The sequence below is a fragment of the Mycobacterium sp. NPDC050441 genome (assembly GCF_040655355.1).
In the GTDB taxonomy this organism is placed as follows: domain Bacteria; phylum Actinomycetota; class Actinomycetes; order Mycobacteriales; family Mycobacteriaceae; genus Mycobacterium.
The window spans coordinates 209,470-223,152 of the sequence record NZ_JBFAJS010000003.1; the positions used below are offsets into that span (position 1 = coordinate 209,470).

15 protein-coding genes are annotated in these 13,683 nt (G+C 66.4%); 4 read left to right on the forward strand and 11 right to left on the reverse strand.

Features of this window, described 5'->3' with window-relative positions; all coding sequences use genetic code 11:
- Positions 1 to 35: 35 nt before the first annotated feature.
- The gene (locus tag AB0I14_RS09995; protein ID WP_358019649.1) at positions 36 to 1,370 is read left to right on the forward strand and encodes an AarF/UbiB family protein; all 1,335 of its coding nucleotides are present in this window, start codon (positions 36 to 38) and stop codon (positions 1,368 to 1,370) included.
- 79 nt (positions 1,371 to 1,449) lie between these two features.
- On the opposite strand, the gene AB0I14_RS10000 is transcribed toward AB0I14_RS09995, so the two are convergent.
- The 3 genes from AB0I14_RS10000 to AB0I14_RS10010 form a co-directional block, all read right to left on the reverse strand.
- Complete coding sequence (locus AB0I14_RS10000) at positions 1,450 to 1,761, reverse strand: WhiB family transcriptional regulator (RefSeq protein ID WP_358019652.1); 312 nt, start codon at positions 1,759 to 1,761, stop codon at positions 1,450 to 1,452.
- Positions 1,762 to 2,246: 485 nt separating this feature from the next.
- Positions 2,247 to 4,373, reverse strand: a complete 2,127-nt coding sequence (locus AB0I14_RS10005; RefSeq protein WP_358019655.1) for an ATP-dependent DNA helicase UvrD2 — start codon at positions 4,371 to 4,373, stop codon at positions 2,247 to 2,249.
- A 53-nt stretch (positions 4,374 to 4,426) separates the two neighbouring features.
- Positions 4,427 to 5,170: an NAD(P)H-binding protein gene (locus AB0I14_RS10010; protein WP_358019658.1), complete on the reverse strand. Its 744-nt coding sequence runs from the start codon at positions 5,168 to 5,170 to the stop codon at positions 4,427 to 4,429.
- Positions 5,171 to 5,242: 72 nt separating this feature from the next.
- Here AB0I14_RS10010 and AB0I14_RS10015 point away from each other — a divergent pair, with 72 nt between their 5' ends.
- Positions 5,243 to 5,719 (forward strand): Rrf2 family transcriptional regulator, encoded by a 477-nt coding sequence (locus AB0I14_RS10015; RefSeq protein WP_358019661.1) that lies wholly within the window; start codon positions 5,243 to 5,245, stop codon positions 5,717 to 5,719.
- A gap of 19 nt (positions 5,720 to 5,738) precedes the next feature.
- Here AB0I14_RS10015 and AB0I14_RS10020 read toward each other — a convergent pair whose 3' ends face one another.
- The 3 genes from AB0I14_RS10020 to AB0I14_RS10030 are packed head-to-tail and all read right to left on the reverse strand — an operon-like array spanning position 5,739 to position 7,904.
- Positions 5,739 to 6,158, reverse strand: coding sequence for a hypothetical protein (locus AB0I14_RS10020; protein ID WP_358021197.1), 420 nt, complete (start codon positions 6,156 to 6,158; stop codon positions 5,739 to 5,741).
- A 31-nt stretch (positions 6,159 to 6,189) separates the two neighbouring features.
- Positions 6,190 to 7,074: a dihydrodipicolinate synthase family protein gene (locus AB0I14_RS10025; protein WP_358019664.1), complete on the reverse strand. Its 885-nt coding sequence runs from the start codon at positions 7,072 to 7,074 to the stop codon at positions 6,190 to 6,192.
- A gap of 44 nt (positions 7,075 to 7,118) precedes the next feature.
- Entirely contained in the window at positions 7,119 to 7,904 is a 786-nt protein-coding gene (locus AB0I14_RS10030; protein WP_358019667.1) for an aldolase, read from the reverse strand.
- A 184-nt stretch (positions 7,905 to 8,088) separates the two neighbouring features.
- On the opposite strand from AB0I14_RS10030, the gene AB0I14_RS10035 reads away from it, so the two are divergent.
- Complete coding sequence (locus tag AB0I14_RS10035; protein WP_358019670.1) at positions 8,089 to 8,400, forward strand: hypothetical protein; 312 nt, start codon at positions 8,089 to 8,091, stop codon at positions 8,398 to 8,400.
- Positions 8,401 to 8,407: 7 nt separating this feature from the next.
- On the opposite strand, the gene AB0I14_RS10040 is transcribed toward AB0I14_RS10035, so the two are convergent.
- The 3 genes from AB0I14_RS10040 to AB0I14_RS10050 form a co-directional block, all read right to left on the reverse strand.
- Complete coding sequence (locus AB0I14_RS10040) at positions 8,408 to 8,935, reverse strand: XRE family transcriptional regulator (protein ID WP_358019673.1); 528 nt, start codon at positions 8,933 to 8,935, stop codon at positions 8,408 to 8,410.
- Between the two features lie 101 nt (positions 8,936 to 9,036).
- Positions 9,037 to 10,053, reverse strand: coding sequence for an acyl-CoA dehydrogenase family protein (locus AB0I14_RS10045; RefSeq protein WP_358019676.1), 1,017 nt, complete (start codon positions 10,051 to 10,053; stop codon positions 9,037 to 9,039).
- 63 nt (positions 10,054 to 10,116) lie between these two features.
- The gene (locus tag AB0I14_RS10050) at positions 10,117 to 11,253 is read right to left on the reverse strand and encodes an acyl-CoA dehydrogenase family protein (RefSeq protein WP_358019679.1); all 1,137 of its coding nucleotides are present in this window, start codon (positions 11,251 to 11,253) and stop codon (positions 10,117 to 10,119) included.
- 102 nt (positions 11,254 to 11,355) lie between these two features.
- Here AB0I14_RS10050 and AB0I14_RS10055 point away from each other — a divergent pair, with 102 nt between their 5' ends.
- Entirely contained in the window at positions 11,356 to 11,604 is a 249-nt protein-coding gene (locus AB0I14_RS10055) for a mycoredoxin (RefSeq protein WP_358019682.1), read from the forward strand.
- Positions 11,605 to 11,624: 20 nt separating this feature from the next.
- Here the strand turns inward: AB0I14_RS10055 and nudC are convergent, their stop codons facing one another.
- Together nudC and AB0I14_RS10065 are read right to left on the reverse strand one after the other, a co-directional pair.
- On the reverse strand, positions 11,625 to 12,569 hold the full coding sequence (gene nudC / locus AB0I14_RS10060) for an NAD(+) diphosphatase (RefSeq protein ID WP_358019685.1): 945 nt from the start codon (positions 12,567 to 12,569) through the stop codon (positions 11,625 to 11,627).
- Positions 12,566 to 13,660 (reverse strand): NAD-binding protein, encoded by a 1,095-nt coding sequence (locus AB0I14_RS10065; protein WP_358019688.1) that lies wholly within the window; start codon positions 13,658 to 13,660, stop codon positions 12,566 to 12,568. Before AB0I14_RS10065 ends, nudC begins: the two co-directional genes overlap by 4 nt.
- Between the last annotated feature and the right edge of the window lie 23 nt (positions 13,661 to 13,683).

Here is a 13,683-nt window from a genome sequence, read left to right on the forward strand (position 1 = left end):
TGTTGCCAGTTGGTTGTGGGCGGTTCAGCCGAGTCGTGGATGATGGTCTGGTGACCGACATCAAACGGGGAAGCGTCGCACGTAATGCCAAGCTTGCCGGGCTGGCCGGCGGCATGGCCGGCCGCGCCGCACTGGGTTTCGGCAAGCGCCTGACCGGCAAGTCCAAGGACGAGGTCACGGCCGAATTGATGGACAAGGCCGCCCAACAATTGTTCGCCGTGCTCGGCGAGCTCAAGGGCGGGGCGATGAAGGTCGGCCAGGCGCTGTCGGTGCTCGAGGCGGCCATCCCCGAGCAGTACGGCAAGCCGTACCGCGAGGCGTTGACCAAATTGCAGCGCGAAGCACCGCCACTCCCGGCTGCCAAGGTGCACCGGGTGCTCGATGCGCAGCTCGGCACCAAATGGCGGGAGCGGTTCACCTCGTTCGACGACACCCCCGTGGCCTCGGCCAGCATCGGTCAGGTGCACAAGGCGGTCTGGTCCGACGGACGCGAAGTAGCGGTCAAGATCCAATACCCCGGTGCCGACGAGGCATTGCGCGCGGATCTCAAGACGATCCAGCGGCTGGTCGGTGTGTTCAAGCAGCTGGCTCCCGGCGTCGACATCCAGGGCATCGTCGACGAGTTGATCGAACGCACCGACATGGAGCTGGACTACCGGCTTGAGGCCGAGAATCAGCGGGCCTTCGCCAAGGCGTACCGCGACGATCCCCATTTCTGCGTCCCCGCCATCGTCGCCAGCGCACCGAAGGTCGTCATCGCCGAATGGATGGACGGCATCCCGATGTCGGTGATCATCCGCGACGGCACCCCCGAACAGCGGGACCTCATGGGCACCCGGCTGTCCGAACTCACCTTCGACGCACCCAAGCGGCTGCAGATGATGCACGGCGATGCCCATCCGGGGAACTTCATGCTGCTGCCCGACGGGCGGATGGGCGTCATCGACTTCGGCGCCGTCGCACCACTTCCCGACGGTTTCCCGACCGCCCTGGGCGAGTGCATCCGGCTGGCCCGGGACAAGAACTACGACGCACTGCTGCCCACCATGGAGGAAGCGGGCTTCATCCAGAAGGGCCAACAGGTTTCGATCGAGGAAGTCGACGACATGTTGCGCCAGTACGTCGAACCGATCGAGGTCGACGTCTTCCACTACAACCGCCGGTGGATCCAGCGGATGGCGGCCGGCCAGATGGACAACTGGGTGGCCCAGATCAGGACAGCCCGCCAGCTCGACCTGCCGCCGAACCTGGCCATCCCGTTGCGGGTGATCGCCTCGACCATCGCGATGAGCTGCCAGCTCGATGCGCATGTGCCGATGAAAGCGATTGCCACCGAACTGGTTCCGGGTTTCGCCGACGAGGCGGCCTAACGCAACGGATTTCGCGGAACGCACAAACACCGAACGGCGCCGAGTGTCACACACTCGGCGCCGTCGGCGTTTTCAGGCGTCACGCGGCGGCCGGGTTCCCGGCGGCGTTCTTCCGTGGACGCCCACGCGGCCGCTTGCGGGCCACGATGGTTCCACGGTCGAGGATCTCACCGCCCCAGACACCCCACGGCTCCTGCCGTTCCAGCGCGGCGGCCAGGCACTCGTTGCGGATCGGGCAATCCGCGCACAGTGCCTTGGCCTGCTCCAGATCGACTGGGCTCTCGGCGAACCACAGATCGGGATTCCCGATGTGGCACGGCACCACCGGTAGCCGCTCTTCGCATGTCATCGGCGCGACGCTCACCTCCGGAGCGGTCATCGCAATGGACATGTGCTTATCCCCCTGCTTCCTGGTCGTAGTTGTCGGCGATCTGTCTCTTCGACGGATCTGCGACCAGGTTTTCCGGGGAGGACGACTCCCAAAAAAATTGGCCACGGATCCGGTTGACTGCGGGTCCGTGGCCATTTGGCTGGTGATGGGAGCTCTTCCTAGAAAGGGCTCCGATCCACGGACGCGCCAGTCGCGGCGGCGGGGCGGCGCTTATGCTGCGGCGCAATAGCAGCGGCGGCCAGCCACGCGGCGGCGGGGGCGGGGGCAGCGGGTGCGGCGTACCGGCGTGCCACCGAGGATGCCTCGGAAGCGGCGACGGCGAGCACGGACGACGGCATGCCTGCAGCCGCTACACCACTGAAATTGATGTTGCTATCCATTGCGGGCACCCTCCTTCCGTCTCGTTACCAGAGCTGTGTTACGAGGCTAAAGCCTAACAGCCAAATCGCACAACCTATTTTCTACCTGCGGTTTTGGCGCGATCTTTACGAACCTTGGCGGGGTTTCACCCGTGCGACGACCAACTCGAGGACATCCGGGCCGTACTGCTCGAGCTTGCGCGCACCGATCCCGGGAAGGGCCACCAGTGCGGCATCGTCGGTCGGCAGCGACTCGGCGATGGCAATCAGGGTGTTGTCGGTGAACACCACGTACGCCGGCACTTTCATCTCCTTGGAGACGCGCAGCCGCCACTCCTTGAGCTCGGTGAGCAGCTCCTCATCCAAGTCCGAGGGGCAGGTTTCACAGCGGCGCAACATGATCGCCGGCGGGCTCGTCAGTGCGGCATTGCAGACCCGGCAGCGCGGCGCCGGCCCCCGCGGACGACGCGACCGGTCCGGTCCTGAGCCGGTGGAATTCTGCAGTTGCGGCGCGATGCCGTTGAGGAACCGCGACGGCCGTCGGCCCTGGCGCCCACCGGGAGTGCGGGCCAGCGCCCAACTCAGCCCCAGATGCACCCGGGCCCGGGTGACCCCGACATAGAGCAGACGACGCTCCTCCTCCACCGGCTCGCTGTCGGGCCCGTGCGCGAGGGCGTGTGAGATCGGCAGGGTGTTGTCGGCCAGGCCGACCAGGAACACCGCATCCCACTCCAGGCCCTTGGCCGCGTGCAGCGATGCCAGCGTCACGCCCTGCACCACCGGTGGGTGCCGGGAGTCGGCCCGCTGGCGCAGTTCGGCGACCAGTGCCCGCAGATCCAGTTCCGGGCGCACCGTGACCTCTTCGTCGACCAGTTCGGCGAGCGCCGTCAGCGCTTCCCAGCGTTCCCGTGCCTTGGTGCCGGCCGGTGGTTCGGCGGTCAGTCCGAGCGGCTCCAGCAGCTCACGTACCAGGGCCGGCAGGTTGTCCTCGGGAATGTCACGGTCGGCGAAGCGTTGCATCGCCACCAACGCCTGGCGGATCTCCTGGCGGCTGAAGAAACCCTCGCCGCCGCGCACCTGGAACGCGACCCCGGCCTCGGTGAGCGCCTCCTCATACACCTCGGACTGCGCGTTGATCCGGTACAGCACCGCGATTTCCGCCGGCTCCGTTCCGTTTTCGATCAGCTTCTTGATCGACCGGGCGACGGCGTTGGCCTCGGCCACCTCGTCGGGATATTCGGAGAACGTCGGCTCCGGGCCAGGGTCACGCTGCCCCACCAGATGCAGCTTGCTGCCCGCCATCCGGCCGCGTGCAGCCGCGATCACGCGGTTGGCCAACGACACCACCTGCGGCGTCGAGCGGTAGTCGCGCTCCAGCCGCACCACTGCGGCGTCGGGGAAGCGCCGGGAGAAGTCCAGCAGGAAACGCGGGGTGGCCCCGGTGAACGAATAGATCGTCTGGTTGGCGTCACCGACCACCGTGAGGTCATCGCGCTCCCCCAGCCAGGCGTCGAGCACCCGCTGCTGCAGCGGCGTGACGTCCTGGTACTCGTCGACGACGAAGCAGCGGTAGCGGTCGCGGAATTCCTGGGCGACCGCGGCATCGTTCTCGATGGCCGCTGCGGTGTGCAGCAGCAGGTCGTCGAAATCCAACAGCGCCGAGCCATCGCGGCGGGCCTTGAGCGCCTCGTAGCCCGAATAGACCGCCGCGACCTTGGCCGCGTCGAACGGGATGTCACGCCCGACCTTCGCGACCGCCGTGCTGTAGGCCTCCGGGGTGATCAAAGATGCCTTGGCCCACTCGATTTCGCCTGCCAGGTCGCGAACATCGTCGGTGCTGGTCTGCATCCCGGCCCGGTTGGCGGCCTGCGCGACGACGGCGAACTTGCTGTCGAGCAGCTCCCACCCGGTGTCGCCGACCAGGCGCGGCCAGAAGTACTGCAACTGGCGGCGCGCCGCGGCGTGGAACGTCACCGCCTGCACCGCCGCGGTGTTCACCCCGGACTCCTGACCCAACGCCCGCAACCGGCCGCGCATCTCGCCCGCGGCTCGCGCGGTGAATGTCACCGCGAGCACCTGACTGGGCGCGACGTGGCCGCCGGCCACCAGGTGCGCGATCCGGCGGGTGATCGTGCGGGTCTTGCCGGTACCGGCACCGGCAAGCACGCACACGGGGCCGCGGGCGGCCAGCACTGCCTCCCGCTGCTCATCATCGAGATCGCCCAGAGCGGGCGAAGGAGCCTCCAACGGCATCGGTCCATGATGTCAGGGACCGGTGACAATCCCGGGCCCGGCGTGCCCCCGGCCTACCGCTGGCGGCTCAGCCACTGGTCGAAGGTGGTGGGTGCGATGCGGGCATTCTCGGCGGGCAGCAGCGCGTTGCCGGCCATCTGCACGCCGAATATCGACGACCGCGTCGGCACCAACGTCACCTCGCGGCCGCGCACCGCCAGGGTCCGGCGGGCCATGTCGACCAGATCCTGCGTCTGCGGCCCGGCCACATCGACGTAGCGGCCCTGCGGATCACCCACGACCACTTCGGCCAGCACGGCCGCCACGTCGTCCGGATCGATGGGCTGCACCAGCAGCGGCGCGATCGGCGCAGTCCCGTCCTGTTCGGTCCAGCTCACCACCATCTCGGCGAAATCGTGGAACTGGGTGGCGGGCACGATCGTCCAGGGCACCGTCCCCGCTTGGATCAGCCGCTCCTGCTCACGTTTTCCGGCGTAGTGCGGATTGCCCTCGATGTCGTGGATCCCCACGATCGACAGCAGGACATGATGCGCCACCTCGGCGCGGGCTTCGGCGGCGAGCAGATTGCCCGTGGCGCCGCCCAGATAGTGCACGGTGCTGTCCCGATCGGTGGGCGGCGCACTCATCACGTCCACCACCGCCTGCACCCCGGCCAGGGCTGCGTCGAGCCCGTCACCGGTGGACAGGTCCACCCCGTTCGAGCGACTGATCGGCACCACCTGGTGTTCAGCGCGCTGCAGCGCAGCGACTACGCGCGTCCCGATGTTCCCCGTAGCTCCGGCGACTGCGATTCGCATGATGTCTCCCGTCCTGGCCGATAAATATCTCGGACTATATAGGTCCTTAATATCTGTAATAAACTACAGGCCGTGAAACTTCCCGTGGCCACCGAGTGGGTGCTGCACTGCGCGACGTCGCTGGCGCAGCTCGACGCCGGGGCCACCGCGTCGGCCGCCGACCTCGCGGAGTACTTCGACCTACCCGCGGCCTATCTCGCCAAGCAGCTGCAGGCTCTCACCCGCGCGGGCGTGCTCGCCGCGACGACCGGCCCCCGCGGCGGGTTCCGGCTGGGCCGGGCACCGACCGACATCACGCTGCTGCAGATCGTCGAGGCCGTCGACGGCGCATCCCCGCCGTACGAATGCCGCGAGATCCGCCAGCAGGGCCGCGGTGCCCTACCGGCCGCCTGGTGCCGCCACGAGTGCATCCTCGCGGTGAAAATGGCTGACGCTCACCAGGCCTGGCGAGCCAGCCTCGACGGCGTCACGCTTGCCGACATCCTCGCCGACCTGCCCGCCACGGCACCGGCACGCACCCGAAAGCTGTTGGGCAAGAGAGGGAAATGAACCGACCGGTCCCGACTCCTCAGGCCCACTGGCCCGCGATGAAACCGGCGAGCAGAACCGCGAACCCGCCTACCTCCCCGACAATGAGCAACGCCATCGAGATGTGCATCCCGGGACTCGGGGATTCGAACTGATTGGTCGTGTCCCGTCGGGCACCGTGAACGATGTAGCTCAGGATGGCCGCGAGAAAGAAGAAGACCAGGACCATCGCCGCGGTCAGGTTGACCCATTCCGGCCAGGCGCTGAGTTCGACAAAAACCGCAGTCAGCAGTGTGGCGAACGCATAGAGCAGCGACGCCCGGTGAGCAATGTCGACATACGGATGGGCGACGTGCCGCTCGGAGGTGGCCATCTGCCGGTACTTCCACACTCCGAGCACCAGAGCCAGCAGAAAGATCAGCCCGGCCGCGAGCAATGTGGTTGCGGTGGCATCCCCCAACACCGGCGCAGTGCGATCCACGCCGCCGCCCTCAAGAAACGGCGAGCAGTCGACGCAACTCGTCGCGCCCACTGTCGTCGAGCGGAAGCAACGGGAGCCGCGGCACCCCGACGCCCTGACCCAGCAGCTCGAGTCCGCCCTTGATGGTGGTGGGCAGACCGCCGGCCACGATGAACTCCAACAAGGGGCGTAGGTCCTCGTACAACGATTCGGCCCGGGCCCGGTCGCCCGCGCGGATCGCATCGTAGAGATCCAGGCACGGCTGCGGACGCAGGTTCGGCGCTGCCGTGCACCACCCCTTCGCTCCGGCATTGAAGGCCTTGAGCGCCAACGGGTTATTACCGTTGTAGAAGGGCAGCTGCCCGTCACTCAGCTCCGCGATGCGGGTCATCCGCGACAGGTCTCCGGTGGATTCCTTGACCATGGTCACGTTGTCGATGTCCTTGAACATCTGCACCAGCAGTTCCGGCCGCATGTCGATGCCGCTGGTCGCCGGGTTGTTGTACACCATGATGGGAATTCCGATGGCCGCCCCGATCGCGGCATAGTGCTGCGCGATCTCCCGCTCGGACAGTTTCCAGTAGGAGATCGGCAGCACCATCACCGCGTCCGCGCCGGCCTGCTCGGCATACTGCGCCCGGCGAATGGTGTTGGCAGTGGTCAGATCCGAGGCGCCGATGATGACGGGCACCCTGCGATCGACCACACCGATCGTGGTGTCGATGACGGCGTCGAACTCGGCTTCGGTGAGATAGGCCGATTCACCGGTGCTGCCGAGCGGCACGATCCCGTGCGCTCCGTCGGTCACCAACCGGTCGACCAGGGCGGCGAGCTTGCCCGTGTCGATGCGTTGGTCTGCGGTGAACGGTGTGACGGGATAGGCGAGAATTCCGTGGATTTCAGTGTTGGCGGTCATGTTTGGCGTCCTTCTGCGGTTCGGATCGGTTCGGGTGCGGGTGGTCAGCTGGTCAGCGCATCGGGGTGGTTGCGGAGCGCGCGGCGCGCGTAGTAGGCGAAGTTGGCCTGGCTGCGTTTGGGCCGCAACGTCCAGTCGTGGGCCTCGCGTGCCAGTCGCGGAGGCAGGTCAGCGATGGTGCCCGCTGCCATGGCAGCCAGTTGCAGTTTGGCGCCGCGCTCGATGAGCATCGCCAGCGAGCACGATTCCTCGATGCTGGCTCCGGCGATCACATGGCCGTGGTGGGCCAACAGGATGGCCTTCTTGTCCCCCAGCGCGGCACTGATGATCTCGCCCTCTTCGTTGCCCACCGGGACTCCGGGCCAGTCGGCCAGAAATGCGCAGTCGTCGTAGAGGGGTGCGATGTCCATCTGCGACACGTGCAACGGGACTTCCAGCATCGAGAGCGCGGCGACATGGAACGGGTGAGTGTGCACGATGCACTGCACATCGGGCCGGGCGCGGTAGATCCAGGTGTGGAATCTGTTTGCGGGGTTTGCCATTCCCTCGCCCTCGAGAACATTGAGATCCTCGTCGACGAGCAGCAGATTGTCTTCGGTGATCTCGTCGAAGCCCAATCCCAGCCGCTGGGTGTAGTAGGTACCCGGCTTCTCGGCTCGTGCGGTGATCTGGCCTGCCAGGCCCGAGTCGTGACCCGCATCGAACAGCGCTCGGCACGTCAACGCCAGCTTCTGCTGCGTCGTCAGGGCGGACTCCTCGATATGGGTTGACAACCCGTCGAGAGCACGCTGCATCAAATCCTGTTTCGAATCACCAAGCGTGGTGGTCATCGCGGCATACCTTTCTGAGTGGAGGGCTGGAGACACAACCAAGACTGTATGACACATTGTGTCTTCTAGTCAACCAGATTGAGGGTTTACACTCGCCCGGTGCATCACAATTGTTTCTTATATGACACTTTGTGTCCTATGATTGGAGCACGTGATCGCACCATCGAAGAAGGAGTGAGAAGCCATGAAGCACATCGCAACCGCCACGGCGTTTTCCCTAGGCGCCGTCGCCGGCTGGCTCACGGTGGGCACCGCGGTGGCCGCGGCAGCCCCCACTGGCCCGTCGGCAGCCGAGACCATCGCGCGCCTACAGGCAGAGGGAAATCGGGTGATCATCAACAGGGTCGGCAGCGGGCCGCTCAGTCAGTGCACGGTGACCGATGTCCGCGCAGTCGTCATACGCCCCCAGGCGAAGACGGTCACAATTCACGGCCTGCCGGACCTGGAACCCATCCACACCGTGCACGTGAACCTCAAGTGCTCACGCCAGCCATGAGCGCAAGTCAGCGATTGCGGCCGTAGTCGGTGTGGGTGATCACCAGAACCTCGCTGGGCGTGCTTCCCCGCTGCCGTAGCTGGTGCGGCAGTGAGGCGTCGAAGTACGCGCAATCGCCGGGTTCCAAGGTGAACAGATCGTCCTGGTAGCGCAGCTCCACGACGCCCGCGTGGACGAACACCAACTCCTGTCCGGCGTGCTCGGGATGCGGATGTTCGGCGAACTTGAGTGTCGGTCGCACGATGAACGGCGACATCGACTTTCCGAGCATCCCCGCGGCCACCGCGTGATACCGGCTACTTGCGCGCTCACCGGCACGGTCAATGGACAACGTCGTGACCGCTGGGTCCTCGGAGAACAACTGTGCGACATCGACCTCGAGCGCACGCGCCAGCTTCATCGCGACCGCGATCGACGGGGTGGAACGCTGGCGTTCGACCTTCGACAGGTAACTCTTGGTCAACCCGGTCGCTTCGGCGAGCTCCTCGAGCGTCATGCCTCGCTGTTGACGCACAGCTCGCAACAGGGCGCTCATAACACCTCCTGCTCGCTGTGATGGATACCCGGCTCGACACATGGTCCCATAGGACAGCAGGTGTCATATCGCCGACATTCCGAACGACAAGAACGAGGCGACTAGTCGCCGGCGGCAGTGATCAACGCCCACAACCCGTCCGAGCCCGCCTGAGTGGCGTACTCGGTGAGCTTGTCATCCCAGTACGCGACCGACCCGTACTCCGAACGCCAGGACAGGGCAGGCATCGTGAACTCGTGCAGGCGGTGCTCGCGGGTGGTGCCGATCGCACCGTGCACCTGATGAGCATTGCGCACCACCACCGATGCGGCATGGCCGACGCAGGAACGTGCCACTGCGACAAGGAAATCCAGATGCGCCGAGGACCAGTCCGAACGCAGCGCCTCGGCCAGCGCACCGTCGGTGGCCGCGCGGGCCAGCGCCGACTCGGCGGCGATGTCGGCCACGAGATTCTGGACCGCCTGGAACTTCGCCAGCGGCCTGCCGAACTGGGTGCGTTCGCCTGCGTGGTCGACCGACATCGCCAGGATCCGGTCCAGCACCGCGCACACCTGCACTGCCCGCACCAGCGCGGAGCGTCGAGTGAACTGCTCGATCACGTTGTCGGGCACCGGGGTTCCCGTCAATCCGGTGACATCAGCGCTGACGTCGTCACGCGGCTCCCCCGCCCTGTTGTGGCCAGGGGTGACCGACAGTGACGCGGTATCCACATCAGCCGCGCGGTATCCGGTGCCGTCGCGCCAGAGCAGCACCACCCGCTCGGAGTCCGCCGCCCACGGCACCCCGCGCGCCACGCCGTCGTCATCGAGCAGGCAGGCGGTGCGCCGGAAATCGTCGGCAGCCAGACCGGCCGTTTCCAACAGCCAGCAGGCCAGCAGATCGTGCTCGGCCAGCGGGATTCTCACCCCGTGCCAGGCGGCTGCGCGCAGCAGCTCGACAGCCTCGGCCCAGCCGGCGCCGCTCCCGCCCGACTCCTCGGAGCCGGTCAGCCGGATCAGTCCGAGTTCGCCTAACTGGTCCCATAATTCGGTGATGGACTCACCGGGCTCGTGCTGTTCGCGGTGCGCGGCGAAGACCGCCGACATCATCTCGACCAGTTCGGCATCGACAGTCCCCATCAGTACTGTCTCCTCTTCGCGCAAGCGCTCATCAGCACTGTCTCCTCTTCGCGCAAGCGCTCATCAGCGCAACCCCAATCCCCGCGCAATGACCCCACGCAGAACCTCGTTGGTACCGCCACGCAGGGTAAACCCGGGGCGCTGCACCACGGCGTCGGCCAGCATCGAGCAGTAGCCCTCGTCGTCGATCTCACCGAGAACATCAGCGAAATCGGCGATGTCGCCTTCGGCGGACGTTCCGAGCACCTTGACCACGGCCGCCGCGGTGTCGGCCGGCTCATGACGCTCCAGCGCACCGGCGACCGCCATCGACATCTGGTGCAGTCCGGTGATGCGGGCCAGGTACCGGCCCAGATCGGTATGGCGCGGCAGCGCCCCGTCGCGCATGTGCGAGGCCATGTCCGCCAGCAGCGGGAACGTCGACAAGAAGCGCTCGGGCCCGCTGCGTTCGAAGCTGAGCTCCGAGGTCACCTGCTGCCAGCCGTTGCCGATGGTGCCGAACACCATGTCGTCGGGCACGAACACCTCGTCGAGGATGACCTCGTTGAAGTGGTGCTTGCCGTTCATCGAGATGATGGGCCGGATGTCGACGCCGGGCGCGTGCAGATCGACGATGAACTGGCTGAGACCGTCGTGGCGGTGTGCGGGATCCACCGCAGCGGTGCGGGCCAGGCAGATGAAGGCGTGGGCCAGATGGGCACCCGACGTCCATACCTTGGTTCCGGTGATCGTCCAGCCACCGTCCGCCTGCACGGCCTTGGTGCGCACGCTGGCCAGATCCGAGCCGGAATCCGGCTCGCTCATACCGATCCCGAAGTAGCACTCGCCTTTGGCGATGGCGGGCAAGAACTTTCGCCGCTGCTCCTCGGTGCCGTACTTGAGCAGGGAGGGGACGATCTGGCGGTCGGCGATCCAGTGCGCCCCCACCGGGGCCCCGGCCGCCAGCAGTTCCTCGGTGACCACGAAACGCTCCTGGTGGCTGCGCCCGTGCCCGCCGTAGGAGACCGGCACCGTCATGCCCAGCCACCCCCGGGCGGCCAGTGCCCGGCTGAACTCCTCATCCCAACCGGTCAGCCAACTGTCGGCGTACCTGCCGACCTTGCCCGCCTGCTGCTGCTCGGCGACGAACTGCCGCACCTGCAACCGCAACTCGTCGAGCGCATGCGGGTCGCCGGCCACCGGCGGCACCAATCGGGTCATGTTCGGCTCCGTCCCATCGCAGATTGGCAACTTACCGCTGTAGATCAGAGACCTGCGTCACCGCGGGGCATGTGACAGCCGTTCGGCTACGTTATGTGCACTATGACTGCTACACCGACTGCTCTGACCATGTACACCACAACGTGGTGTGGCTACTGCTCGCGGCTCAAGATGGCTCTGAAGTCCGAGGGCATCGCGTGGACCGAGGTCGATATCGAGCAGGACCCGGCCGCCGCCGATTTCGTCGGTTCGGTCAACGGCGGCAACCATGTGGTGCCGACCGTGAAGTTCGCCGACGGGTCGACCCTGACCAACCCGACGATCAAGCAGGTCAAAGCCAAAATCGGCTGACATTCTGCGGCAGTTGAAAGTCAGTCCAGGGCCGCCCACGACTCGATGATCTCCCGGGCGATCGAGATCGACCCGGGCAGCAGCAACCGGGACTGCGAATCGCCGGCGGCCGAGTTCCAGTCACCCTGATCCAGCGCCTCGCGGATCTCAGCTCGGGTGAACCAGTCGGCCTCGGCGATCTCGCCGTCGTTGAATGAGAACGGCTGTTCGGGATCACCGATCGCATGGAACCCGACCATCAGCGACCGCGGGAACGGCCACGGCTGGCTACCCAGGTACTGCACATCGGTCACGGTGAGGCCGACCTCCTCGGAGATCTCACGCACCACACATGTCTCGAAGGATTCGCCGGCCTCGACGAATCCGGCCAGGATCGAGAACAATCGCTCGGGCCATGCCGTCTGACGGGCCAGCACCGCGCGGTCATGGCCATCGTGGACCAGACAGATGACCGCCGGATCGATGCGCGGGAATTCCTCATGCCCGCTGACCGGGTCGATCCGCGACCAGCCACCTTTGGCAGACTTTGTCGCCGCGCCGTCCACCGCATTGAACCGGGCCCGGTCGTGCCAGTTGAGCAACGCGGTAGCGGTCGACACCAACTGGGCGCTGACGTCGTCGAAGACCTCACCGGCCCGGCGCAGATCGAGCACCTCGGCCGGCGCATCCGGATCCTCGGGCCCTTCCAATGCGCTGCGGACACCCCAGACATGCCGCCCATCGGCCAGCCGCCCCAGGAAGACCGCGTGCTCCGGCGGCTTCTCGGTGCCCAGGCTCGAGGCCTTACCGAGTACCACCTGGCCACCCGAGATCAGCACCTGGCTGCGGCGGTCGACACGGAGCAGCAGCGCGTCCCTCCAACCCTCGGTCGCAGCATCGATATCGGTGCGCAGGGCATCGGCACGGTCGGCGCCGACCCGTGAGAGCAGAGGAACGTTGCGCAGGCCGAACGTTCGATATGTCATCGCTCGGCGTCCGCGCTGCGGATGTAGAGCAACCGGTCACCGGCCTCCAGCGCATCCACCTCTGGCGCATCGACCCGCACCAACCGGCCCTCACGCACCACACCCAGCACGATGTCGTGCAGGTGGCGCGGAGAGCCGCCCTCCTCCTTCGGAGTGACCTCGCGCTCGGCGATGGCGAATCCCGCGTCAGGAGTGAGCAGATCCTCCATCATCTCCACCACGCTGGGGGTCTGCGTCGCAATCCCGAGCAGCCGGCCGGCAGTCTCCGAAGACACCACCGTGGAGTCCGCACCGGACTGTTTGAGCAGATGCAGGTTGTCCGATTCCCGCACCGCCGCGATGATCTTGGCCTTCGGTGCAAGCTCGCGGGCCGTCAACGTGACCAGCACCGCACTGGCGTCGTTGTCGGCCGCGACGATGATCGACTTGGCGTGCTGGGCACCCGCCAGCCGCAGGACAGCGGAATTGGTGGCGTCACCGTGCACGGTCACCAACCCGGCGCCCTTGGCGCGTTCCAGCGCGGCCGCGCTCTCGTCGACGACGACGATGTCGGCCGGCGAGACCTCATCGCCGACCATCGCGGCGACCGCCGTCCGGCCCTTGGTGCCGTATCCGACGACGACGGTGTGGTTACGCACTTTGTTCCTCCATCGCTGAATCTTCAGCGCCTGCCGGGATTGGGTGGTCAGGGTTTCCACGGTGGTACCGATGAGAACGATCAGGAAGGCCACCCGCAGCGGCGTGATCACGATGACGTTGACCAGACGCGCCGAATCCGAATACGGCGTGATGTCGCCGTAGCCGGTCGTCGACAGCGACACCGTCGCGTAGTACAGGCAGTCCAGGAAGGTCAACGGATTGTTCGGATCCGGGGCACTGTCGTTGTCCCGGTAGCCGTAACGATCCGCGTAGACGATGAGCACCGCGGCGAACAGGGCCCCCAACGCGTACAGCACCCGCATGAAGATCTTGCGGGCCGGACTGACGAACGGCTCGGGGATACGCAGCACATCGACGAGCGCGGCATCCGGGCGCGAAGTCAGGTTCGGGTCCATCGCGGCGAGTCGGCGCCGCAGCCTGCCTTTAGCCACGCGAACCCATCATCGAGCAAAGC